The sequence below is a fragment of the Terriglobia bacterium genome (assembly GCA_036496425.1).
In the GTDB taxonomy this organism is placed as follows: Bacteria; Acidobacteriota; Terriglobia; order 20CM-2-55-15; family 20CM-2-55-15; genus 20CM-2-55-15.
Genome location: DASXLG010000313.1, coordinates 1 through 24,719, shown reverse-complemented (window position 1 = coordinate 24,719; position 24,719 = coordinate 1). Strand labels below are relative to the sequence as shown.

Genomic DNA, 24,719 nt, shown 5'->3' with positions numbered 1-24,719 from the left:
TCACTTACGCGGGCCTTTTCCTTACCACTCTGTCGCTCCTGCAACTCGAATTATTTCTGACGCGGATCTTCAGCGTAACGATGTGGTACCACTTCGCCTTCATGGCGATTTCTCTCGCCATGTTCGGTCTGGCTGCCGGCGCGGTCCTGGTCGAGGTTCTGAAGAAACGGGACCCGTTCGCCACGCTCACCAATACCGCGCTTCTTTTCGCGCTGAGCAGCGTCGTCTGCTTTGTGGTCCAGCTGTACATTCCCGTCGATCCGGAGACGAGGGTCTTTGCGACTGTGCTGGCATTCACGCTCATTTCGATTCCGTTCGTCTTCGCCGGGGTTGTCGTGTGCGTTGCCTTGACGCGCTTTCCTCTGCATACCGGCAAACTCTATGCAGCGGATCTTGCCGGATCCGCTGCGGGATGTGTCCTGACAATTCCGATCCTGAACCATATTCATGCCCCGAGCGCCGTGCTTCTGAACGCCGGCATTGCCGCGCTGGCCGCGGCATCGTTCTCCGTATCCTCCGGCGGAAAGAGACGATGGATAGCGGCTGTGAGCTGCGCTCTTCTGCTCGCCGGCGGCCTCGTGAACCAGTCGGTGAGGGCGATCGACCTGCAATGGATTAAAGGTGGAAGGAATCATCACGACGGACTTTACGAAAAATGGAACGCGTTTTCGCGCATCCATGTGGGAGAACTTGGAACAGAACCCTTCGGCTGGGGAATGAGCCCTGCGTATCACTCGACAAAGGAACTGCAGCAGCTTTACCTGAACATCGATTCGGGAGCGGCGACGGTCATTACCAGATTCGATGGGAATCTCGATGCCGTCGAACATTTGAAATACGACGTGACTGCTCTCGTGCACTATCTGAGGAGTCCCGAGTCTGTGCTCGTGATCGGCGTCGGCGGCGGACGGGACATTCTGACGTCCCTGGTGTTCAAACAACGGCACGTGACCGGCGTTGAAATCAACCCGGATATTCTGCGTATTCTCACCGGCCGCTTCGGGCAATATGCGGGAAACCTGCAAAGTAACCCGGCGGTGACGCTGGTCAACGACGAAGCGCGAAGCTACGTCGCGCGATCCTCCGAAAAATTCGGCATCATTCAGGCCTCCTTGATCGACACCTGGGCGGCGACATCCGCCGGCGCGTACGTGCTGACGGAGAACGGCCTTTATACGAAGGAAGCCTGGGCGACGTTCCTGAATCACCTGACGCCCGGCGGAATTCTGACCATGTCCCGCTGGTATTTCGATGCACAGCCGGCGGAGACCCTGCGCCTCACCGCTCTGGCGACAGAATCATTGATGGATGCGGGGGTGGCGGACCCGCGGCAGAACATCATCATGGTCCGCAGCGGCGGTGTGGCGACCATTCTGGTATCGAAACAGCCGTTTTCTAAGAACGATGTCGATCGCGTACTTCAAGTTTCGAAAGCATTGCAGTTTCAGCCCGTGCTGACGCCGCAGTTTGCAGCCCGCCCGGAATTCGAAGCCATCGCCAATCCGGCAAAGTACGAGGAATTCATTCACGCCTATCCGATGAACATCGCCGCTCCGACCGACGATACGCCATTCTTCTTTCACATGCTGCGCGCTTCCGATCTTTTGAAATCGTCGACCTACCGGGACATGAATCGAAACAATCTCAAGGCCGTGCGTGTTCTCGGGACACTGCTGCTGATTGTGACGGCGCTCAGCGCAGTTGCCATTGTTCTGCCGCTCGCGCTGGTGCGCCGCGTTCGGCGGGCGCATTCGGCCAGGCTGATGATTTACTTCGCGGGAATCGGACTGGCTTTCATGATGATTGAGATCGGGCAGCTCGAGAGGCTGATCGTATTTCTCGGGCATCCGATTTACGGGCTGACCGTGGTGCTCTTCGTTCTGCTGATCGCTTCGAGTGCGGGCAGTCTGTGCGCGCATCGATTTGCAGGATGGTTATGGCTGTTGCCGCTGATATTGGCGGCCTTCATTGCCGCCAGCCCCTCCATTACCCGCGAATTCGCCGCCGCTTCGACGCCTGTACGCATTGCGGCCTCGGCGCTCTTGCTGTTTCCCTGCGGATTTTTCATGGGAATGGCGTTTCCGCTCGGGATCAAGAAAGCCCAGTACTCGGACGCCGCCGCTCCGGCGGCCTGGTACTGGGGGATTAACGGCGCGTTCTCCGTCATCTCATCCGTGCTTGCCGTAGTGGTCGCCGTATTCTGGGGTGTGACAGTAACGCTTCTCGCCGGTCTAACCGCTTACCTGGTTGCGCTGATCGCGGCCGGTTTTGTGCCGTTCGCGAAGCCGCATCAATCGACATGAAAATCAGAAGATTATCCGCATCGATCCTGGTTGGCCTTCTTGCTCTGCTCGCTCTTGGCGCGGTTTCCGCCGACCGGCTCAAGGCGCATGTGACCTGGCTTGCAGATCCCGCGCGCGAAGGCCGTTATGCCGGAAGTCCCGGCGCGGCCGCTGCGGCGGACTACATTTCGCAGCAATTGAAGGACATGGGATGCGATGTGCAGATGCAGGATTTCGGAGGCCGGCGGAAGAACGTCATCGGCCGGATCGGAAAGGCAGAGCGCTACATCCTTCTCGGCGCGCATTATGACGGTCAAGGCCCCGGTATGCCGTCGGCGAGCGATAACGCCGCCGGTGTCGCGGTCGTGCTCGAGCTCGTTCGCGAACTGAAGACAAAGGAACTGCCGGTCTCGCTCGTGGCCGTTGCGTTCGACGATGAAGAACAGGGGCTCAACGGTTCACGATACTACGTCGATCATTCGCCCTATCCGCTGGACAAGGCCCAGTCTGCGATCATCTTCGACACCCTGGGCCGCCAGTTCATGGATCTCTCGTCCTGGACGATGTTTGTTCTCGGGGCCGAGTACTCGAAGGAGCTTTCGGCCGTCGTGCAGAAGCGATCGCGGCCCGATATGCTGGTTGTCGGAACCGACCTGATCGGGCCCCGTAGTGACTTTGCGGGATTCACCCTCAAGCATGTGCCATATCTGTTTTTTTCCGACGCGACCCACAAGGACTATCACGGCGCCGGAGATACCGCGGACCGCGTGAATTACGTCAAGCTGGCGCAGGAAACGGACTTCATCGGTCAGATCGTGCAAGACATCGCGCGGATGCGTTCCCAGCCGAAGTTCCTGGCGGACCCCGTGTATCCCGCCGGGGAAAATGCGGCCCTTCTGCATGAACTCGACCTCGTTGAGAAGGAACGAAGCGATCTGCCCCAGGCCTATCGCCTGATGTTCGCCGACTTTCGCGCCCGTTTGAAATCCGACACCACGCGCGAGCTGCGCCGCATCGCGACGACGGCTCTCCTCGCGCTCGCCACCCCGAGGCTTTCCGGATTCATGGTGAGCTATTACCTCGGACCCTACTACGAACGCGAGAATCGCCGTGATATCGCCGCCGCCATTTACGAAGAGGCTCTCAAGTGGGAAGCCGATCCCTCGGAACGCCGCGACCTGCAGCAAAAAATCGATACGCTGCGGACTCCTGCGGCAAGGTGAAGGTTCAAAGGGAGCCGAACTCCCCTCCTGGCAAACCCGGGGGCTGCGTCTTTTTCGCCGGAGAGAGGGATCTGGCGCTCGAGATCTCCTGCCGCCATGCATTCCATGGAGTCGAGCAGCGCCAGGAATCTCGAACGCTCGAAGTTGAGCTGCTCTTCACTCATCTTGGTTTCGGAGCCACCCTCAGGTATTGAACGGACCACTGCATGGCTTCCGCTTCAGAGTCGAAGAGCTTCGACGGCGTCCGACCGGAACCAGAACAGCGACCGACGTAAAGAAATCTGTCAGCTGCTTGCCGGTGTAGTAATGACGGGTTTCGGCATCGAGGGGCATCGCATGCCGGAGATCGACAACGATCGGCGCCCGCTGACCCCCGCAGGCTGCCGCCGAAACCGAGATGTTTTCAACGGCATCATTCAGGGTTTGCAGCACTTCGGGCAGGATGCGCGTGACGACGATTCCTTCGGAGCTTTTTTCCACTCGTGCCGTACGGGTGTCACGAACGAATGCCATCGGCGATCATTATGGTGGTTTTGGGAAAAAGTGCAATCGCGCTTCCGCTCGCGCCGAATTTTTAGGAAATTCCGTTTTCTGTGCCTGCTGGAATTCAGCCCGAAAAGCGGTAGCCCTGGCCGTGGACGGTGACGATGTATTGGGGATTCTTCGGATCGTCTTCGATTTTCTGGCGGAGCCAGGCGACATGGACATCGACGGTGCGGGTCAGCGGGATCGACTTGTAACCCCAGACTTCCTGGAGCAGTTCATCGCGCGAAAGAACCGAGCCCTTCCGTTCGACAAGATAGCGGAGCAGCCGGCACTCCCGTTCACCGAGGTCGGTGGATTTGCCGTGTTTGATGACACGCCCTTTTGTGAAGTCGACGTGGATGCCGTCGAATTCATATGTCTTCAGCTCCGGGCGCGAAGCGGCCGGCGCGCGCCGCAGCAGCGCTTCAACCCGGGCCTGAAGTTCGGGCGTGTCGAACGGTTTGGTCAGGTAGTCATCGCCGCCGGCTTTAAAACCCAGAACCTTGTTGTTCAACTCGGTCCGGGCTGTAAGCATGAGGATCGGGGTATTGACGCCGTTCTTTCGCAGATGGCGGCAGACATCGAAGCCGTTCTTCGACGGCAGCATCACGTCGAGGATGATGAGATCGAACGGCTGGGACATCGCCAGTTGCTGGGCTTCGAGGCCATCGCCGGAACTTTGAACCGTGTAGCCGTCACTCTTTAAAAGGTCGGAAACGGTGCGCCGGAGGTTGGCTTCGTCTTCGACCAGAAGGATATGCGCTTTGTTCATGACGCGATGGGGATGTGGAGAGTAAAGCAGGCGCCTCCATCCGGCGCCGGACTGAATGTCACGCGGCCTCCTTGCGCTTGCATGATGCGTTTGACGAGATGAAGCCCCAATCCGTTACCTGGAACGTTCGATTCAATGTGTTCTCCACGATAAAACGGTTCGAACAGGTGGCGCTGATCCGCAACGTCTATACCAGGTCCGCGATCGGCAAGGCTGAGGCGGACTTCGTTTTCTCCGGAGTCCTTTTGCCCGACGATATCGATATGCAGTTTGTCTCCGTTCTTGCCGTACTTGAATGCGTTGCTTAATAAATTCTGAATGCATTGTGTCAGTCCGGCGGGATCCGCCTTCACCGGAGGAAGGTCGGGATCGATACGCGTTGAAAATTCGCACTTCTCGAGATCGATGGCGGACGAGATGTTTGTGAGCGCCCGGTCGATGACTTCATTCACATCGATCGGTTCCAGCTTGTACTTTTTCCGCCCGGATTGAGTTTCCGAATAAAGCAATACCTCTTCGACCATGTCCGACAGGCGGCGCGCCTCTTCCTGGACGATGGCGGCATATTGTTCGATGCCCTCCTTGTCTCGAACGACGCCGCTGCGCAGGTTATACGCGGCCGAACGAATGACGGCCAGAGGCGTCCTCAGTTCGTGCGACACGCCGGCTGCGAATTCCATCTGCAATTTGCTGAGGATGTGGGCGCGTTGGCTGGAGATGACGACGGTGATCAGGCCTGCGGCCAGCACCAGCAGTATTCCAAAACTGATGGCGAGGCCGCGCGTGCGGTCCTGCGCGACAGCCCGTTCGAGAGAGCCGGCGCGATGCTTGGCCAGCAGCGTCCAGGGTTGGCTGATCAGAGAGCCCGGAAACCCGTTCCGCGCAAGCGGTCCCGGACCGCGGTTGGGCCGGTTCCGCCTGCTGCCTTGAGAGCCCGGTCCTCCGGACGCGGGGGGTGCCGGCGGCGTCCCGAACAGGCTCAGTTGGGCATCCGGTGTGGCGAGTTCTTCGGGCTTCCACTCGCCGGCCGACGAGTACACGACACGCGGCACGTCGCCGTGGCTGACGACTGCAATGCGATATGCCGGATCGTCGTGTGTCGAGAAGTGTTTTTCGACAAGTGCCGGAATCAGGTCTCTGACAATGACCTCGCGATCCAATTCCATGACGACGGCGCCGTCGGAGGGGCCGGCGGGTCCTCCCGGACCGCCCGCGCCGGGTCCTCCGGAGCCACGGCCGCCGCGGCCCCCGCGGCCCCCGCGCCCGAAACGCGGAGTGCGCGCAAAGTCATCCGAAGTTTTTGAACGGTTGTCGTCCGGCCGCGTTCCAAACGCACGGCCGCGCCGGAAAATCATCATGACCAGAAACATCGAGTCCTGTGAAAGCGGCGCGATGGTTCCCGGGCGGAATCGATCGCCTATCCCGCGTAGTTCCTTCGGTAAAGGCTCCGGCGTCATTTCACCGGACTGAAGATCGATCCGATTCAACTCGGGTTCACTGTTCGTATTGGTTTTCAACAGATAAAGATTGCGGACAATCCGCGGATAGGGCGCTGTCGCGGACCATGTCTGGTAACGCTCGACCAGCGGCTCGGCACTGTCCGGAAAGCCGTCGCGAATCTGAAAACCATTGGCGAGGCGCGTCAGTTCCGCATCGAAATCCGAGGCGAAGTGGTCCGATGCCACACGAAGGCTGCTCTCCAGCCGGTCGCGTTCCGCGGCGCTGACCTCGCCTATCCATCGATATTGCAACACTGCTAAAAGGGGAAGAAGGATGAGCGGCAGGCCAGCGAGAAGCATGCTGGACTTCACGCGCGCTACCACATGTCGAATTATAGTCGGGGCATCTCCGGGTGATCTTGTAAAAACTTGTTAACGGCCGGCGGGCTTTGGGCTTCCAACAAGGAGGGGACACACCAAAATCTAGCAATACTTATGGAACGATTACGCTACTAATTGCGCCCCTTTTCTTGACATCGATTTGCCCTTTAGCTAATGTCCGACGAGTTTGGTTAGGTTTTACAGGGACTTAGAAAGGTCGACGCCAATGCCGCGAATCAATCGCACACTCGGTTGGGTTTTAGCATGCAGCGTTTTCGCGTGCGCATCGTTTCTCACTTCAACAACGGCTGGATTTGCGCAGGCCATAACAGCCAGCAATCAATATGTGTATCCGCTGTTCAACAGTCAGGCGGGGTCTGAATTCATCCTGAATAATCTCAGCACCCAGGCAGTGACCGCGGAGATTACTCTGGTTGATTCCAATTCCGGCACACTGGTCAACACGTTTCAGAGAGTCCCTGCGGAAACGCAACAGCGATATACCGCTGCGTCGTTTGCTTTGTCCTCTTTTAATGGTTCTCTCCTCATCACTACGAACGGGCCGCTCTCCAGCGTTGCGACCCTCTCCGATGGTGCGGGCAATTTTGAGACGATGGCGCCGGCGGTGGCGTCCGAGAGTTTTTATGTTCCGTTCGGACCCGCCAACAACGGCATCATGAACCTGTCGATCCTGAACCCGTCGCCGGTTGCGACCTCCGTCATTATTCTGGTTGTCGGCACAGACGGTTCGATCCTGGGAAGCGGACAGGCGACTCTGCCCCGGCTCGGCACCCTGACGACGAACATCAATGCGCTTGTTCCGCAATCCGCGTTTACACAAAACGTGGAGATTTCGCACGTTGTAGTGCGTGCTTTATCGAATGTGCTGGGGCCGGCGAAGTTCATCTACGTTGTGGCCAGCCTTGCGAATTTTTCGGATGACAATCAGGGAATCGTCGGTCCTCATCTTGATTTCGCGTTGATTCCGGGCGTCCCGCCATCCTCCGCGACGACAAACTCCTTGTTTCCCGTGTTCGTGCAGGGCGCCGATTATTCGACAGTTGTTCAGGTCGTGAACCCGTCCGGGTCGGCGATTACGGCAACAATCACGCTGAATGGTTCAAACGGCCAGCCGGTGGCAAACACTACAGCCGCGAATTTGCAGATCCCGGCGAACGGTTCTGTGCGCGTGGGGCTGCCGAATATCTTTACGCTTCCGGCCGGCATGATTATGGGATCACTGACGGTCAGCAGCCAGACGCCGGTTATTGCGGCGGAAGCGGTCGCAAGCGTATCGCAGAACGGAATCGTCGTTTTCACGCCATCCGACCCTCCCAGCACGAACTTTGCTTACCGCACCCGCGCGGCGGATCCGTCGGTTTTCACCGGCTTGTCTTTCAGGAATTCCAACGCCGTTCCGGCTAATTTGACGGTCCTCAATATTCCGGATGACGGGTCGGGCGCCTCGTCGGCATCGCTGACCATTCCCGCGTTAACTCTGGGCAGCGAAACGCTTCAGACGCTCCTGCCGGAAGCCACGACTGCCGGATTCATCTATATCTCTTCGGATTCCCCGATTTCGGCTCAAGCCCTCGAGGGCAAGACCGACGACAGTGTGCTCGCCAATCTGCCGGCAATGCATTCGCAGCCGAACTATATTCCGCCGGCCGCTACGAAGTTCTTCATTACCGGTAACGTCACGAACAATGGTGTGGCTTTGGCCGGCGCCAGTATTCAATTGAGCGGTGCGTTGACAACGTCCGCCGTTACGGATGCCTCGGGGAACTATCAATTTGCGAAGACGCCTCCGGGCGCATACCTGGTCCAGGCTGTCGATCCGGGATACACAATGAGTCCCGCTTCGATCACCGTGAACATCGGGTCCGCCAGCAGCCGGGGCAATAATTTCACGGCCACTTTGATTCGTCCGGCGATTACCGCCGTTCAACCTTCGGGCGTGGTCGCCGGCAGCCCGGCAACGCAGATCGTCGTCGCGGGCGGACCTTTCAACAACACGAGCGAAATTATTTTTGACGGCGTGCCTGTAGCGACGAGTTTGACCTCGGCAGGAATTTCAGTGACTGTAACGACCGCGACGGGAGGTACGGCCACCGTCGTGCAAAACCAGACGGTTCTGCAAGCGACGATTCCGGCGGAAAGCCTGGTGGCTCCACGCATCACGACCGTGGTTGTCGAAAATGTGGGACCCGGCGGGTTTGTGACCTCAGCGCCGCAGAATTTCGGGGTCGGATCTGCGCCTCCAACGATCGAGCAATTGAGCGGCGTTCCCGCCCCGCTCATTGCCGGCAGCGCCGGATTTACCTTCTCGGTATTGGGAACAGGCTTTGTTCCGGGAAGTACCATATTCGTGCAAGCCACAGCTCTTCCCACGACTTTTGTCAGTGCCAATCAGCTCACAGCTACCGTTCCGGCCTCGTTGCTTCAGACCAGCGCCGTCCTGAATGTGACAGTAGTGAGTCCGCCGCCGACCGCCGGTCCGTCGAATGCACTGACGATTAATCTCACGAGTCCGGCGCCGGTTGTCCTGTCGATATCCCCGATTGCGGCGCCGGTCCGATTGGACGACAACGCCGGCCCGCTTGCATTGACGGTATTCGGATTCTTTTTCCAGCCGGGCGCAGTCATAAACGTCACTGGACCGGCGGGGATTGTGACCATTCCGACTACCTTCGTGAGTTCGACAACGCTTACAGGAAGCATTCCGCAGTCCGCATTGCTGGTTGGAGGGATCCTCGCTGTTTCGGTTTCGAATCCACAACCTTCGCTTGTCGCGGCATCTGCTTCAGTGCCGCTGGTCTTATCAAACCTGACGCCGATCCTGACCCAGATCGATGCCGGGCCCTTGAATTTTGATCCAACCAGCCCGACGATCAGTTATCCCGCACCGATTATCGCGTATGGATCCAATTTCAGCAGTGCTTCCATTTTTGCCCTGGTAAATCCTTGCACACCAGGGTTAGTCATCGTACCGAACTCCGTGACAGTTGCAGTCTCGACGCAACAACAGTTCAGGGCATACGTTGCGGGTGTGCAGGTTAACAACGTGACCTGGGGGGTGATGGCCACGAGCGGCTCATTTTCCGGGACAATTGATTCGACCGGCCTGTACACGGCGCCTCCGATAGTGCCGAACCCGGCACAGGTCGTTATCACCGCGATGACTGCCTCAGGCGGCCTTGCCGACGCTGTTGTCAGTATATCGGCCGTGCCGGTGCAAGGTGGCCAGGTTGAGGGCTCAGGAGCAACCGCTGCGAACGTCGTCAGCTCCCACGAAGCGGTCATTAATATTTCTGTGATGTGCTCCGGTCAGTATTCCCTGCAGGTGTTCAATCCCCAGCCGGGTGGCGGCGCCTCGCAAATACTACCGTTTGGTGTAACGGCCTACGTGCAATTGCCGCCGCCAATCATCAACAGTATCTCGCCCGGTTCCGTTTCAATGAGTTCGCCGGCGTTCACTCTCACGATCAACGGCTCCGGCTTCGAAGCTGGCGCAGTGGTGAGCTTCGGCAGTTCGACCTTGGTTCCCAGTTCGATTACTCCGGCAATCATAACCGTGTCGATACCTGCGTTCCTGCTGGGACAGGCGGGTGTTATACCGGCCGGCCAAAGCGGTATCATTCCGGTCGTCGTGACGAATCCCGATACCAGCGGATCTACGAACCGCGTTTTGTTCAGTGTGAAGAACCCATAGGGAGAAAAATAGGAGGTTGTATCAGTGGAGGTTTCTGCATTTCTATATTTGAAATGCAGAAACTTCCACTGATACAACCTCCTATTCAGTCCCTCGGTTTAGTCGCTGGATTTGCCCGACTTCGCCGCTTTGCTGATCTCGTCGTAGAACAAATCGAGCCGCATGTCGTTCACGACTCCCGTCATCATCCAGTTGCCCAGATCGGCGCCCATCTTCATCTGGATCTGCTGGCGGAGTTGATCTTTCGGCGTACCGCTTTTGACCAGCGCGATAGCCGTCTTGCCGATCTCATCGATTCGTTTCTGGAACGTGACGACGTCGGCTTTTGTCATCGGATCGTTGCCGTGACCCGGAATCGCTGTATCGAAGTCCCACTTCAATACCTGCGCCAGCGACTTCGCCCAGCCGAGAATGCTGCCGCCATCCGGATAGTCGCAGTTAGGCGTTGTCGCGGTGAACTCATCGCCGAGTGACACGACCTTCACATCAGGAAAGTAGACGACACTATCGCCGCTGGTATGTCCGGAATCGAAATGAGCCACAATCGCCTGCGCCTTGCCGAGCTTGATTTTCTTATTCTTCGTATAGGTCATGTTAGCGGCCGCCGGTTTTCCCTGCGCCGCTTCGTAGCCTTTTCCGTTTGGGCCGCCGGTCGTCAGGTTCTTGTTCAGGCCTTCGTATGCAATGACCGGAACGCCGGCCTTCTCGAACCGCTCGATGTTGCCGGCGTGATCCTGATGCACGTGGGTGACGACGGCGTACTTCACCGGCTGCGAAGTTACGGTTTTGATCTGGGCCATCAGGTCGTTGTAGAACTGGTCGCCGAGATTCTTGGTATCGACCACAATCACGCCCTGGTCGGTAACGCGAACGGTCGAATTGCCGCCGCCATTGATAACCATATAGACGCCGGGCTTGACCTGTTTGATCGAAATCGGTGCCGCCGCCGCGGAACCGCGTCCGCTGCCACCGCCCCGTCCGCTTCCGCCACCGCGTCCACGTCCGCTGCCTTGACCGCGTCCGGCGCCTCGACCCTGGCCTTGGGCGAAACTCGCGAGAGGAGTCGCTGCCAAAGCAAAACACGCAAAAAATAAAACGTACAATTTTTTATGCGACATGAAGTCCTCCAATTTTGTCGGAATTCTATCATCACTCGCCGATGATCTTGACCAGGACCCGCTTCCGCCGGCGGCCGTCGAACTCGCCATAGAAGATCTGTTCCCACGGTCCGAAGTCCAGTTTGCCGTTGGTAATCGCCACCACGACCTCACGGCCCATGATCTGGCGCTTGATGTGTGCGTCCGCGTTATCCTCGCCGGAATCGTTGTGCCGGTATTGGCTGGTCGGTTCATGCGGGACCAGCCGTTCCAGGAAGTCGTCGTAGTCCTGCAGCAGGCCGGACTCGTCGTCGTTGATGTAAACGCTGGCGCTGATATGCATCGGGTTCACGAGGCACAGACCCTCTTTAACGCCGCTTTTCTTGAGCGCCGCTTCCACCTGCGGCGTTATGTTGATGTAGGCGCGCCGGGTTTTCGTGTCGAACGTCAGTTCTTCTCGATAGGATTTCATGATGCCCAGCATTGTATAATTCGCGCCAATCACCTGTGGAGGGCTATGAAGCTGCGAAATTTGTTGTGCCTGGTTCTTATGTCGGCAGTCGTGCCGCTCGCAAACGCTCAGGATCATTGGGTCACAACCTGGGCCGCCGCCCCGCAGCAGGGTCGTGGCGGTCCGCCCCCGGCGCGGGCGAATGCCACGGCGCCCGGCGGCGGTGGCGCACCTGGAGCAGGCGGACAGCGTGGGCAGGGATCCGGCCCTGCGCCTGCTCCGACATCGTTCAAGGATCAGACTGTCCGCATGATTGTTCGTGCCAGTCTCGGCGGACGCCGTGCGCGAGTCACTGTTTCGAACGTCTATGGAAATGCGCCGCTCACGATCGGCGCCGCACACGCCGCCCTCCGGAGCAAGGAATCGGCAATCGTCCCAGGTTCAGACCGGCCGCTGATGTTCAACGGCAAGCCTGAAGTCACAATCGCCCAGGGCGCCGCCATGACGAGCGATCCCGTCGATCTGGAAATTCCGCCGTTGGGCGATCTCGCCATCAGCGTCTACATTCCCGGCGCCAGCGGCCAGCTCACCACCCATGGTACAGGTTTGCATACCACCTACATCGCGCCGGGCAATGTCACCGCCCAGCCGATGCTGAGCGATATGACCACGACTCATTCCTGGTACTGGATCACCGGAGTCGATGTAATGGCTTCCGCCGATGCGGGTGCGATCGTCGCTTTCGGCGATTCCATCACCGATGGCGCGACCTCCTCGAACGACGCGGATCGCAGCTGGCCGAGCGTGCTGGCGGCCCGTCTTGTCTCGACGCCCGGCGCGCCGAAACTGGCCGTATTGAACGAGGGTATCTCCGGAAACCGCATCCTCGCCGACGGCGCCGGCGTCAATGCGCTCGCGCGGTTCGACCGTGATGTGCTGGGACAGGCAAATGTGAAATGGCTGATGATCATGGAAGGCATCAACGATATCGGCATCACGACGGGACCGCCGCGTGGCACTGGGCCGGCGCCGGCACCCATCACCGCGGACGATCTTATTCTTCCGATGAAGCAAATGATCGAGCGCGCCCACACACATGGCATCAAGGTCATCGGATGCACCCTGACGCCATACCAGGGCGCCGCTTATTACAGCGACAAGGGAGAAGAAGTGCGCGAGGCGTTGAATCGCTGGATTAAGACCAGCGGCGCCTTCGATGCCGTCGTGGACTACGACAAGGTCACGCAGAGTTCATCGAATTCGAAGATGCTGACGCCGACCTTCAACAATGCGGATCACCTGCATCCCAACGATGCGGGATACAAAGCGATGGCGGATTCGATCGACTTGAAGATCTTCACCTCGAAGAAGAAGTAACCGCGTTAATGCCAAGTTTGAGTGTTGTCTGTGATGGATGACTTGACGGAGTTGGCCAACGCACGCATGCCGTTTGGCAAATATAAGGATCGATATCTGGCTGACCTGCCGGAGACCTACCTGGTCTGGTTCTCGCGCGAGGGCTTCCCGGAAGGCAAGTTGGGCAGGATGCTCGCGGCCATGCTGGAGCTGAAAGTCAACGGCCTGGAAAAGCTCCTTGTTCCCCTGCGCCGCAGCGGGAAAGAGGTCTGAAGGCTTGGCAATACTCGATGGTGGACATTCCCCTCCTTTTCAAGGAGGGGTGGCTGCGCCACCTGGAAGAAGGTCCGTTCCTCAGCGGCGCAGACGGGGTGGTTCGTAACTTCAACGAATGCGGAACAAACCTTTCACACCGGTGTCTATAGCTCTCGTAAGCCGGCAAGTTTGCTTCTCCCCGGGGAGTCTCAATAAGGAGATCAAACATGCTCGAAAATTCATTGTTGGAATCGCGTCGCGGCGGAGAGACTCGAAAACCTCTCACTGTCGCGATCGCAGTAGTCGCGCACGCCGTTGCGGTAACGCTGCTGGTGCTGGTTCCGTTGCTCGAAACGCATGCGTTGCCCTTGCCCTCCGTTAATAGTCTGCCGTTGCCTCCGGCGCCCAGAATGCCGGACAACCTGCCGATTCCAGTGTTCGCGGCGCAACCTCACCGCCCCGTCACTCCCATCGCTGTTACATTGACGGAACCCGCCTCCATTCCGTTAAAGATTGCAAGTATCGACGACACTCCCGGGCCCGCAATGATCGGACTGCTTCCAGCCGGAAGTGGCTCAATAGGCCAGTTTTTGTCGGGACTGACCACTGCAAACGCTGCAGATCTCGCGCCCGCTTCTCCGAACATTGCGCCGCCGGCACCACCGCCGCCCCCGGCGCCGGTATCAGGAACACGCAGCCGGTACGAAAAGGCGGAGTCATCCAGGCGGCGAATCTGATTCAACAGATCAAGCCGTCTTATCCGCTCTTAGCGCGGCAGGCGCGGGTTCAGGGAGTTGTTGTCATGGAAGCCGAGATCAGCAAGGACGGATCCGTCCAAAGCCTGCGTGTTATTTCTGGGCATCCGCTGTTGAATCAGGCGGCGCTCGACGCCGTTCGGCAATGGAAGTACCGTCCGACGCTGTTGAACGGCGAACCCGTGGAGGTTCTCACCACGATCACCGTAACGTTTACCTTGCAGTAAGGCGTAAAAAACAATTGATAAATTGATCCCTTCAACCCATGGCTAAACACGCACGCTATACTCTATTTGTGAAGTCGGAACGCAGTTCCAGCGAAGACAGGCGAGCGGAGTACCGTCTACGGTGGGACGCAGTGGACAAATTTAAGGCTCAAGGAGCTGGCATCTATGACTGAAGAGCGCGCTCTTCAGATCATCCGGTCCCTCCGTCTCTTTGCTCCGGCGCCTCCCAATCCGCTGAACGGTATCGGGCTCATTGAACAGCAGGCAATCTTTCACCGGCGCCGCAAATGACCGAGTCTCTGGACGATCTGCTCGCGGCGGCGGCCGGAGTCCAAAGCATTCTCGTCCAACATGGTTGGCGCTTTTGTTTTATTGGCGGGATAGCCGTCCAGCGATGGGGCAATCCTAGATTCACCCAAGACGTCGACAAGCGAATCAGTCGTTATAGTTCAGGACGTGAGTATTGGTGAGCGCGGCAACCGCATTGCCATTTCAGGAAATTCGGCAATGCGATAGCGAATGTCACAAGGGAATCGAAGAGCAATCGCTATAGAACACTCAGGAAATACAACAGAGCTATAATCACCACGACAGCGATAAAGCCTACAACGATTCGGCCCCCAATAGAGAAGTTCGGCATGTCTGGCTTCGCCATGACACAATGTGTGCACTTGGATTGCCATCCATAAAAACGGGCCACAGAACAATGCAGGAAATTGCTCACTCTCCCGCAACGCGATCAGCTTGAACTGTTGGTCATCGATCGAGTCGAGCGCCCAGCTCCCGACTGACCCGCCGTTCCGTCCGCGCCCGAAGCAGATATCAGAAACACCAACGTGCTGAGCGCCGCCGCCCCCGACACTACGTGCCTTAGTTCAAGGATCACCGATGCGCCTGACGAGGCGGAAGGCAGAAATAGCGTAATTCCGCGCAATACGAAAGTTACCGCCACGAGGCCGAACACTACACGATCGCCGATGAATCGAGATCGGATGGCGATGGAAATCGTGATGAAGGTGGCGAACAGCAGACCGAAGATAGAGACCAGGTCCCGCTCGTTTGCGGGCGGCGCTGTCCCGAATCTGAACGTCGTCAGCGATGATGGCAGCGCCCCATATATGCACAAGATCAACATACCCAGTGCGACTGTCCGATTTCGCAGTACGCTCGGTTGTGGCACTTTTAATTCGCTGCGTGACCGGCGGTGGCGGCTCGTGCGGCCTGTCCAATCGGAGTATGCCTGGTGGGCGAGCGCGGCAAAGAGTGCGATGACTAACGATGCCGGCATCAATAGCGGAAGTCCTCGCCACCATGCCGGCAGGTGGTACATGGCGAACGGGACCGCGGCAACGAATAGCAGCGTTAGCAGTCCCAGGACTACTGCAGCGACTAACGCGAGCCATCTCGCAATTGGTTTGCCGGCAGGAAGTGTGGATCTCTGAGCCATGGAACAGCATTCTAGGGGTCGCACACCTGAATTCCCTAATTCAAGACGACGGAGGATGCCGGGGTTTCGGGCCAGGCTTTCGCGGTCGGATCCTTTGACCGCTCCGTTCCTCCAATCGGCTGACAAATGCAGCGCCGCCTCCCCCGAATTCCCAGAACTTTATCGCGATATCGCTGATTTCGCGATCGCGGTTTCCCCGGACTTTCGAGCGGCGGCATTCCAGTGAAAACACTTAACGGTGGCACCTGTCATGCCTCGCGCCCAGGGCATGCTACGCTATGTTCAACAAGAGGTCCTATGCCAACGGAAGTCACCAGGAAATTGTTTACGGTCGACGATTTTTATCGAATGGATGAGGCCGGCATTTTTGTCCCCGAGGAGCGTGTGGAGCTTATTGGGGGGGAGATCCTCGAGATGTCTCCCGTAAACCAGCCGCACTTCTCTTGTGTCAACCGAACTGCTGAACGGTTCTTTGGCGCATTTCACGGTAGGGCGATGATCAGTGTCCAGAATGCGCTGCCGTTAAATCGGTTCAACGTGCCGCAGCCCGATATTGCGGTTCTGAAACCGCGTTCCGACTTTTACGCGTCTCTGCGTCAAGGCCCGCTTGATGCATTCTTTGTTGTTGAAGTGTCCGATACGACGTTTCGTTTCGACCGAAACATCAAGCTTCCCCTCTACGCTGAGGCAGGCATTCCAGAGGTGTGGATCGAAAACCTGAAAGAAGGCGTGCTCCTGGTCTTCCGCGGTCCGGTGGGTAATGATTACAAGACCAAACTCATTCTGCGCCGCGCACAGTCTGTGTCACCCTTGGCATTTCCAGACGTTCTATTCAAAATAGAAGACCTCCTGGGATAAGCCTCACCTGCATCAAATCGCGCCTCCCCGCGCCCCCCCCTGACTTATCTCCTTTGTATATTCCTGCTCGAAACTCGACACTCGAGTGCGCATCTGGAACGAAATCCCTTTCTGCTTAGTGATTCGCTTCGCCTAAAATGCATGCCGGGCACGATGAACAAGAAAGAGCTCACCGAAACCGATATCCGCACGAAGTTCATTACTCCGGCGATCATCGGCTTAAACGGCGACAAATGGAACGTGATGACACAGCTTCAGGAGGAGCGCTACATCACGAAAGGCCGAGTCATTGTCCGGGGCAAGACAGTGACACGCGGTGAGGCCCGCAAGGTCGATTACCTCTTGTTCTATAAACCGAACATTCCGATAGCCGTGGTCGAAGCCAAGGACAATAATCACTCCGTCGGCGCCGGCATGCAGCAGGCATTGGAATATGCCGAGATGCTGGACGTACCATTCGCCTACAGTTCCAACGGTGACGCCTTCCTTGAGCATGACCGGACGGGAATATCGGGAACCGTCGAGCGCGAGATCCCCCTCGATCAGTTTCCGGCTCCAGCAGAACTCTGGGCCCGCTACAGCAAGTCCAGAGGCTATGACACGGCGCAGGAAAAGATTGCCTCGCAGGACTATTACGACGACGGGTCCGTGAAAGCGCCTCGTTACTATCAGCTTACGGCGATCAACCGGACGGTCGACGCGATCGCTCGTGGCGAGAACCGCATCCTGCTGGTCATGGCGACGGGAACCGGCAAGACGTATACGGCGTTTCAGATCATCTGGCGGTTATGGAAATCGGGCGCGAGGAAACGCATCCTGTTCCTGGTCGATCGCAACATCCTGGCCGATCAAACCAAAACCAACGACTTCAAGCCGTTCGGCCAGGCCATGACCAAGATCACCAATCGTACGGCCGACAAAGCCTTCGAAATCTATCTCTCGTTGTATCAGGCGGTAACGGGCACCGAAGAAGAACAGAACATCTATAAGCAGTTCTCACCCGATTTTTTCGATCTCGTCATCGTCGACGAGTGCCATCGGGGAAGCGCCGATGCGGATGCCGCCTGGCGCAAGGTGCTGGAATATTTTTCCTCGGCGACGCAGATCGGTCTCACGGCCACTCCCCGCGAAACCAGGGAAATCTCCAACATCGAGTACTTCGGCGAGCCGATCTACACCTACTCTCTCCGGCAGGGAATCTCCGACGGCTTTCTGGCTCCCTATAAGGTTGTGCGAATCGGAATCGACAAAGACCTGGATGGCTGGAGACCCGAGGAAGGGAAAACGGACAAATACGGCCAGGAAATCGAGGACCGGGAATACAACGACCTCGATTTCGATCGTAACCTCATCCTCGAAAAGCGCACCGAACTCGTCGCCACCAGGATCTCGGAGTTTCTCAAATCGACAGACCGCTTTGCCAAAACGATCGTCTTCTGCGAGAACATCGATCACGCCGAGCGAATGCGGCAAGCCCTGGTCAACGCCAACCCGGATCTCGCGGCAGCCAACAAGCGTTACGTCATGCGCATCACCGGTGACAACGATGAAGGGAAAGCCCAACTGGACAACTTCATCGATCCGGAATCCACTTTCCCGGTGATCGCCACCACGTCGCGCCTGATGAGCACCGGCGTCGATGCGCAAACCTGCCGCCTCATTGTCCTCGACCGGCGCATTGCGTCGATGACCGAATTCAAGCAGATCATCGGCCGGGGCACCCGGATCAACGAGGACTACAACAAGCTTTTCTTCACGATCATGGATTTCAAGCGGGCGACGACCTTGTTCGCCGACCCCGCTTTTGACGGCGATCCCGTCCAGATATACGAACCCGTTGAACGCGATCCGGTTGTCCCGCCCGGCGATGAAGGGGCGGGAATCGTGGGCATCGATCCCGGCGAATTAACCTCGATTTCCGGCGCCGGTGCGCCCGAAAGGCCAACAAAATACGTCGTGGATGATGTCGAAGTTGTCGTCGCGACCGAGCGGGTTCAGTACCTGGGTGCCAATGGCAGACTGATCACCGAATCCCTGAAGGACTACACCCGAAAGAAAGTTCGCGGGACATACGCATCTCTGGATGCGTTCCTGAATGCGTGGCACGCTGCCGACCGGAAACAGGCGATCGTTGAAGAACTGGCCGGTCGCGGAGTATTTCTAGATGAACTGGCCGAACAGGTCGGCCGGGACTATGACGCCTTCGACCTGGTTTGCCACGTGGTTTTCGATCAACCGCCGCTGACGCGTCGCGAGCGCGTCGAACGAGTTCGCAAACGCAACGTCTTTGCCAAATACGGTGCAAAGACCCGCGCTGTCCTCAACGCATTGTTGGATAAATACGCCGATGGCGGCGTGAAGAGCGTCGAGTCCATGGAGATTCTCAAGGTGGAACCGATGACCGAATTCGGAACGCCGGTCGAGATCGTGCGTCTTTTCGGAGGTAAGGACAACTACCTCGCCGCAGTCCGGGAGATCGAAACCCAGCTATACGAAAGAGTTAATTGAGCAATGCCGAACGTTTCCAATATCGTCAAGACCATCCAGGACATCATGCGGAAGGATGCCGGCACCTACGGCGACGCGCAGCGCCTCGAGCAGCTCGGCTGGATGTTCTTCCTGAAGATTTTCGACGACCACGAAAAAGAACTCGAACTCCTGCGAGACAAATACAAGTCTCCGCTGCCAAAGAATCTGCGCTGGTCCTCATGGGCGACGGACCCCGAGGGAATCACCGGCGAGGCGCTGCTCGATTTCGTCAACAACATACTGCTACCCAAGCTGAAGGCGCTCACGGGCGGTGTGGATCGGATCGCAGGCCTGATTCGCATGACCTTTGAGGATGCCAACAACTACATGAAAAATGGCACCTTGATGCGTCAGGTCATCAACAAGATCAACGGCATCGACTTCAATGTCTCCGATGATCGTCACATGTTCGGCGACATCTATGAAAAGTTGCTGAAAGACCTCCAGTCCGCAGGTAATGCCGGCGAGTTCTACACGCCGCGCGCCGTGACGCAGTTCATCGTCGAACAGGTGAATCCCCGGCTCGGCGAAACGGTCCTCGACCCCGCCTGCGGGACCGGCGGATTTCTCGTGTGCACGATTGAGCATCTGCGCAAGCAGGCAAAGACTGAAGACGACGAACAAAGCATCCAGGAATGTTTCGCCGGTATTGAGAAGAAACACCTTCCTCACGTCCTGTGCATGACCAACCTCCTGCTGCACGGCATCGATGTCCCCTCCAACGTCCGCCACGACAACACCCTCTCCCGCCCGCTTCGCGACTGGTCGCCGAAGGAGCGCGTGGACGTGGTCGTTACGAATCCACCTTTTGGCGGCATGGAGGAAGACGGCATCGAATCGAATTTTCCAACGGAATTCCGAACCCGGGAGACCGCGGACCTCTTTCTCGTTCTACTCATGAAGATTCTCAAGCCCGGCGGCCGCGCCGGACTGGTGTTGCCCGATGGAACCCTCTTCGGCGAAGGTGTCAAAACGCGAATTAAGGAAGCGCTGCTCGCCGATTGCAACCTCCACACCATCGTTCGGCTGCCCAACGGCGTCTTTAGCCCATACACCGGAATCCGCACGAACTTGCTGTTTTTTACCAAAGGCCAGCCGACCACTGAAATTTGGTATTACGAGCACCCCTATCCGCCCGGTGCGAAAAGCTACAACAAGGGGAAACCCATTCGCATTGAGGAGTTCCAACCGGAGCGAGCGTGGTGGGATAACCGAGTGGAAAACGAGCAGGCTTGGCGGGTCCCTATTGACCAGATCAAGGCAGGCAGCTACAACCTCGACCTCAAGAACCCACACAACCCCGATGCGGGTCCCGGAGACGTCGATCATCTCCTGCCGGAATACGAAAAGCTCCTCGCCCAGATCGCGGGAACTCGCGATGCCCTAAAGCGGGAACTGCTACGCGCTCTAATGGCAACCGCCGGAACTTCTGAATGACGCTGGAGATATTTTTCGAAAAGTTCGTCTGCTTTACCGAAGCTCCCGATGCCGTGCCGAACATAAAGCGGATCGTTCGTCGGCTTGCTGTACGAGGCAGACTCGTCCCTCAGGATCCCAACGATGAACATGCATCAGCTGGGCTCAAGGCGGCGGACGTTGATCTTGAAAGATGGATAGTGGCTTACGACGAGCACCGACACCCAGTCCCTAAGACGTGGACGTGGATGCGATTTGGCGGTGTCGGTGACCAAAGGCTCGGAAAGATGCTCGACCGGCAGAAGAACCGTGGAGAGCCGAGGCCTTATCTTCGAAATACCAATGTTCAATGGATGCGCTTTGACCTCGATGATGTGAAACAAATGCGAGTTGAGAAGGTAGAAGAAAACCAACTGCGACTCATGAAGGACGACCTGCTTATTTGCGAAGGCGGTGAACCGGGGCGTTGTGCCGTTTGGAATGACCAAGTCGCAGACATGTATTTCCAGAAGGCTCTCCATCGTGTTCGGCCCTGCAGTGCGATTCTTTCGCAGTTCTTGGCCTTAAACTTTCAGGTGGACTCCGAAAATGGTGTCCTTGCGACACTTTTTACCGGCGCGACCATTAAACATCTCACTGGGCGTTCCCTAAGCCAATATCTCATTCCTATTCCGCCCCTCGCCGAGCAATGGAGGATCGTAACGAAGGTGAATGAGTTGGTGGCGTTGTGTGATCGGCTCGAAGTGCAGCAGCAGGAACGGGAAACGCGGCACGCCGCGCTGGCACGCGCGTCGCTCGACAGATTTGCAGACGCACCCACGTCGGCAAACCTCAACTTCCTGTTCGACGGCTCATACCCCATCGCTCCCGCCGAGCTGCGCAAGGCTATTCTTACCCTCGCCGTCCAAGGCAAACTCGTCCCACAGGACCCAAACGATGAGCCGGCAGGCGAGATCATAAAACGCATCGATATGGAAAAGGGCTGTTTGGCTGACGATTGGGTAACAAAAAGATCGTCTGAATTACATAGGCAGGAAGTCATGCCTGAGCCCGTCGGGCTTGCAAGTGGCTGGATATCGACCGCACTTTCGGACCTATGTACGTCGATTACCGACGGCGATCATCTGCCCCCGCCACAAACAGACGATGGAATTCCGTTTCTGGTGATTAGCGATGTTCGCTGGGGCGGCATCGATTTCATGGCATGCCGCTATGTGCCTGAGGAATATTTTTCCAAACTAGACCCGATCCGAAAGCCCAAAGCAGGGGACATCCTTTACACGTTGGTTGGCTCTTTTGGAATACCGGTCATTGTCGACATTGAACGCCCCTTCTGTGTGCAGAGGCACATCGCTATCATCCGCCCTTCAAAAAGTGTCTCCATCAAATATGTGGCCTTCCTCCTGGAAAGCGACTTGGTGCTGAAACAAGCGGCAGCGATCGCGACTGGAATCGCACAGAAAACGGTTCCCCTTTCTGGCCTTAGGCGTATACGCGTCCCACTTCCACCCCTCGCCGAACAGCGCCGGATTGTAGCCAAAATAGATCAACTCATGACGTTGGTGGATCGGTTGGCAGAGCAGCTCGAAGCCTCTCGGGAAACCGGCGAGGAACTGGTCGAGGCCCTCGTCGCCGACCTCATTCCTCAGGAGTGACCTATGCCGGATCCTTCGCAAGCGGACCCAACTAGAAATCATGGGACAGGCTCCTAATCGAAACCCCGAAAACATTGGTGTCCGTACCCAGATTTCGCGTTTTAGGTAAGGCACCCGACGAGCTTCAAAGTTCGCCGAACATAGCCCTGAAGCTCCGCGTCATCTACAGGCTCTATTGCGGCATTGGGGTTTTCTCCATGATGATACCTTCGGCAGTAGACGTTTAGCTCTTCGAGGTCATCCACAATGGACGAAAGCGGATGCGCGGCGCCCCCATTGCGGATGGTTGCTACTATGCCACCCATCATTTCATGCTCCCCGAACTGTGTCGGATAAATATTCCGGCAATAGGCCTCTAGCACCGGCCTGATCTTTTGGATCACGTCGCGCCGATCGCCTTCGCTGTCTGCGAAGAACCTCTGGAGCGTGTCGATATCAACGCGGTATCTCGCCTGTACTGCTCTTTCAATGTCCCACTCAGCCACCGCGGTGTTTTCCTCGCCGATACGAGCCAAAGTCAAGGTTTTCCGGCCGCCGACGTCGATGCGCTGCCATAGAAGATGAAGAAAATTGAGATCGTGGGATAGAACTATAACCTGCGCGCAGTTCTGGCCGCACCGGTAAATCTGGTTAACCGTATGGTTCCGTCGGAACCCGTCCATACTGCCAAACGGATCATCAAATGCGACAACCTTGTTTGCCCGGCTTGGGTCTTGTTCCAGTTGAGCGAAGAAGAAAGCCAGCGCAAGCGTAGTCCGGTCCCCGCCGCTCAGGGTATTCTTGAAGCTCGGCCTGTCGAGTGGCGTTTGCGGGTCTCCGAGATCAACGGCATTCTGATTGATCACAATTTGGTAGCTTGTGCTCGGCGGCCCGCCACGATATGTATGAGTTGGCGTCGTAATTCTAAAGCTGGCGTTGATACGTTCCAGATACCAGTTGATCTGCTGGCCGTATCGCGCGATGACTTGATGCGTATACGCATCGAGTTCTCCGCGTGTCGTCGTTTTTCGGGCTTCGAGAGCGACTTTTTCTTCGTGCAGCTGCGCGTCCGCATCACACAGCGCCTGGACCTCCGGCGTGTGGCGTACTTTCTGTGCCTTCAGCCGCGCCAGCGTGCTCTCGACATCGCGCACATTCGCCGCCTGCGCCTGCCGCTTTCTCGCGGTAATCACCGTATTGGCGGTCGCCACGGAGGTATTATATTCGCCGAACGAAGTCCGCAATCCCTCAAAAGCTCCGAGCGCCTGAGTAAACCGCTCATCGGGCGGAACGGCGTCGAGCGGCGTTCCGATCTTCACATCGAGCAGCGCCTGGGCGGACTCCCGCAGCGTACCCATGACATCCCGAATACTCTCTCCTTGCGGAAGTGACGGGGGCGTTAACTCGCAGTACTGCTGCCAAGACTCGGCAGAATTGGCATTCTGCAAAACCGTTTGCTCTAGGGCGGCAGCAGCACGCTCCCCAATGGTCGCTTCCACTTGGCGCTTGAGCCCGCCGACTTCCTCTCGCAGCGCATGATACTCGTGGCTGAAAAATGACCGGTAATCGTGGATGAGCCTGAGGGCATCGATTGGCTGATCACAGAAGGGGCACGTCTCGTCGGCTACATACTGCAAACCTTCGCTAATCCATGTCTCGCCGCGCCCTTGCATACGGTGACGCTCAATATGCTCGGTGACGCGTCGTTCCGCATCCCGGGCGACATTCGCAAATGTCTTCGCCAGCAGTTCCGCAAAGGCTGCAGGAAATACGGGCTGGGTTAGCGCCGTCAGCCCAGGCTTTTGCTGCAGCTGTGCCGCCTGACGCGCCGCCTGCAATTCCTGTTCTTTCGCCGTGATTTTCGCGTCAATCTGTGGGTCTTCTGCTAACGCGATGAAGTCCTGCGCCGTCATGCCTTGCGGAATGTGCCTCTGCATCTGCGCGCGATTGTCACGGATTTCGCCCGCTTTTACTCTTATCTGGTTATCGAGATCGTCAAGTCTCGCCGCGAGCGCCACGCCTTGCGCGCCGATAATGACGCGGTAGAGGTTGCGACGGTGTTCGGTATCAACCGCATCTCCGGCAAACACATTCTCCCGAACATAACTGCCATCGAATACGGCGATGTCCGGATAGGCCGCTGTCCAGGCGCCATTACGAAAACCAACCGGTCCGCCAGTCGTGAGCAGCTGTATCTCTGGTGGGTTCGGACTTCCGAGCGTCGCACGGCCAATCACTATCGCGGGCGTGTTTGTAAACAGAGACCGCAGGATGTCGCAGAGCGTCGTCTTGCCCCGCGCGTTCTCCCCAAAGATAAGCGTATAGCGGCGGAATGTTACATCGCCGATCGCGTTGCAGTG

Annotated in this window: 19 protein-coding genes; 12 read left to right on the top strand and 7 right to left on the bottom strand. The window is 57.5% G+C overall.

The genetic code is table 11. The features are described from left to right. The coding region (locus VGK48_22965) for a hypothetical protein (GenBank protein ID HEY2384047.1) at nucleotides 1-2,303 on the top strand (2,303 nt) is incomplete at its 5' end. Further along, entirely contained in the window at nucleotides 2,300-3,505 is a 1,206-nt protein-coding gene (locus tag VGK48_22960; GenBank protein HEY2384046.1) for a M28 family peptidase, read from the top strand. The genes VGK48_22965 and VGK48_22960, both read left to right, overlap by 4 nt. A 183-nt stretch (nucleotides 3,506-3,688) precedes the next feature. Here VGK48_22960 and VGK48_22955 read toward each other — a convergent pair whose 3' ends face one another. The 3 genes from VGK48_22955 to VGK48_22945 all read right to left on the bottom strand — a co-directional run bounded on the left by VGK48_22955 (nucleotide 3,689) and on the right by VGK48_22945 (nucleotide 6,601). Continuing rightward, a complete protein-coding gene (locus VGK48_22955; GenBank protein ID HEY2384045.1) occupies nucleotides 3,689-4,018 on the bottom strand; it encodes a hypothetical protein in 330 nt (109 codons plus the stop codon). Nucleotides 4,019-4,112: 94 nt separating this feature from the next. Then, nucleotides 4,113-4,802: a response regulator transcription factor gene (locus tag VGK48_22950; GenBank protein ID HEY2384044.1), complete on the bottom strand. Its 690-nt coding sequence runs from the start codon at nucleotides 4,800-4,802 to the stop codon at nucleotides 4,113-4,115. Then, complete coding sequence (locus VGK48_22945) at nucleotides 4,799-6,601, bottom strand: HAMP domain-containing sensor histidine kinase (protein HEY2384043.1); 1,803 nt, start codon at nucleotides 6,599-6,601, stop codon at nucleotides 4,799-4,801. The genes VGK48_22950 and VGK48_22945 overlap by 4 nt, the downstream gene beginning before the upstream one ends. 247 nt (nucleotides 6,602-6,848) lie before the next feature. Between VGK48_22945 and VGK48_22940 the strand changes: the two genes are divergently transcribed. Next, entirely contained in the window at nucleotides 6,849-10,334 is a 3,486-nt protein-coding gene (locus tag VGK48_22940; GenBank protein ID HEY2384042.1) for a carboxypeptidase regulatory-like domain-containing protein, read from the top strand. Nucleotides 10,335-10,432: 98 nt separating this feature from the next. Here the strand turns inward: VGK48_22940 and VGK48_22935 are convergent, their stop codons facing one another. Together VGK48_22935 and VGK48_22930 are read right to left on the bottom strand one after the other, a co-directional pair. Next, nucleotides 10,433-11,452 (bottom strand): MBL fold metallo-hydrolase, encoded by a 1,020-nt coding sequence (locus VGK48_22935; GenBank protein ID HEY2384041.1) that lies wholly within the window; start codon nucleotides 11,450-11,452, stop codon nucleotides 10,433-10,435. Nucleotides 11,453-11,483: 31 nt separating this feature from the next. Then, nucleotides 11,484-11,903: a secondary thiamine-phosphate synthase enzyme YjbQ gene (locus VGK48_22930; GenBank protein ID HEY2384040.1), complete on the bottom strand. Its 420-nt coding sequence runs from the start codon at nucleotides 11,901-11,903 to the stop codon at nucleotides 11,484-11,486. Nucleotides 11,904-11,948: 45 nt separating this feature from the next. Between VGK48_22930 and VGK48_22925 the strand changes: the two genes are divergently transcribed. The 5 genes from VGK48_22925 (at nucleotide 11,949) to VGK48_22905 (ending at nucleotide 14,766) form a co-directional block, all read left to right on the top strand. Further along, a complete protein-coding gene (locus VGK48_22925; GenBank protein HEY2384039.1) occupies nucleotides 11,949-13,259 on the top strand; it encodes an SGNH/GDSL hydrolase family protein in 1,311 nt (436 codons plus the stop codon). 33 nt (nucleotides 13,260-13,292) lie between these two features. Continuing rightward, the gene (locus tag VGK48_22920) at nucleotides 13,293-13,511 is read left to right on the top strand and encodes a DUF3820 family protein (GenBank protein HEY2384038.1); all 219 of its coding nucleotides are present in this window, start codon (nucleotides 13,293-13,295) and stop codon (nucleotides 13,509-13,511) included. 209 nt (nucleotides 13,512-13,720) lie between these two features. After that, on the top strand, nucleotides 13,721-14,230 hold the full coding sequence (locus VGK48_22915) for a hypothetical protein (GenBank protein HEY2384037.1): 510 nt from the start codon (nucleotides 13,721-13,723) through the stop codon (nucleotides 14,228-14,230). Beyond that, nucleotides 14,176-14,475: an energy transducer TonB gene (locus VGK48_22910; GenBank protein HEY2384036.1), complete on the top strand. Its 300-nt coding sequence runs from the start codon at nucleotides 14,176-14,178 to the stop codon at nucleotides 14,473-14,475. The genes VGK48_22915 and VGK48_22910 overlap by 55 nt, the downstream gene beginning before the upstream one ends. A gap of 165 nt (nucleotides 14,476-14,640) precedes the next feature. Next, nucleotides 14,641-14,766 carry a hypothetical protein gene (locus tag VGK48_22905; protein ID HEY2384035.1) on the top strand — a complete coding sequence of 42 codons (126 nt, stop codon included), beginning with the start codon at nucleotides 14,641-14,643 and terminating at the stop codon, nucleotides 14,764-14,766. 448 nt (nucleotides 14,767-15,214) lie between these two features. Here VGK48_22905 and VGK48_22900 read toward each other — a convergent pair whose 3' ends face one another. Further along, nucleotides 15,215-15,922 carry a hypothetical protein gene (locus VGK48_22900; GenBank protein HEY2384034.1) on the bottom strand — a complete coding sequence of 236 codons (708 nt, stop codon included), beginning with the start codon at nucleotides 15,920-15,922 and terminating at the stop codon, nucleotides 15,215-15,217. Nucleotides 15,923-16,219: 297 nt separating this feature from the next. On the opposite strand from VGK48_22900, the gene VGK48_22895 reads away from it, so the two are divergent. The 4 genes from VGK48_22895 to VGK48_22880 all read left to right on the top strand — a co-directional run bounded on the left by VGK48_22895 (nucleotide 16,220) and on the right by VGK48_22880 (nucleotide 22,380). Beyond that, nucleotides 16,220-16,780: a Uma2 family endonuclease gene (locus VGK48_22895; GenBank protein ID HEY2384033.1), complete on the top strand. Its 561-nt coding sequence runs from the start codon at nucleotides 16,220-16,222 to the stop codon at nucleotides 16,778-16,780. Between the two features lie 153 nt (nucleotides 16,781-16,933). Then, a complete protein-coding gene (locus VGK48_22890) occupies nucleotides 16,934-19,288 on the top strand; it encodes a DEAD/DEAH box helicase family protein (protein HEY2384032.1) in 2,355 nt (784 codons plus the stop codon). A gap of 3 nt (nucleotides 19,289-19,291) precedes the next feature. Then, the gene (locus tag VGK48_22885) at nucleotides 19,292-20,746 is read left to right on the top strand and encodes a class I SAM-dependent DNA methyltransferase (protein ID HEY2384031.1); all 1,455 of its coding nucleotides are present in this window, start codon (nucleotides 19,292-19,294) and stop codon (nucleotides 20,744-20,746) included. Then, complete coding sequence (locus tag VGK48_22880; GenBank protein HEY2384030.1) at nucleotides 20,743-22,380, top strand: restriction endonuclease subunit S; 1,638 nt, start codon at nucleotides 20,743-20,745, stop codon at nucleotides 22,378-22,380. Before VGK48_22885 ends, VGK48_22880 begins: the two co-directional genes overlap by 4 nt. A 101-nt stretch (nucleotides 22,381-22,481) precedes the next feature. On the opposite strand, the gene VGK48_22875 is transcribed toward VGK48_22880, so the two are convergent. Beyond that, nucleotides 22,482-24,719, bottom strand: a 2,238-nt coding sequence (locus tag VGK48_22875; GenBank protein HEY2384029.1) for an AAA family ATPase, incomplete at its 5' end; no start/stop codon positions are given.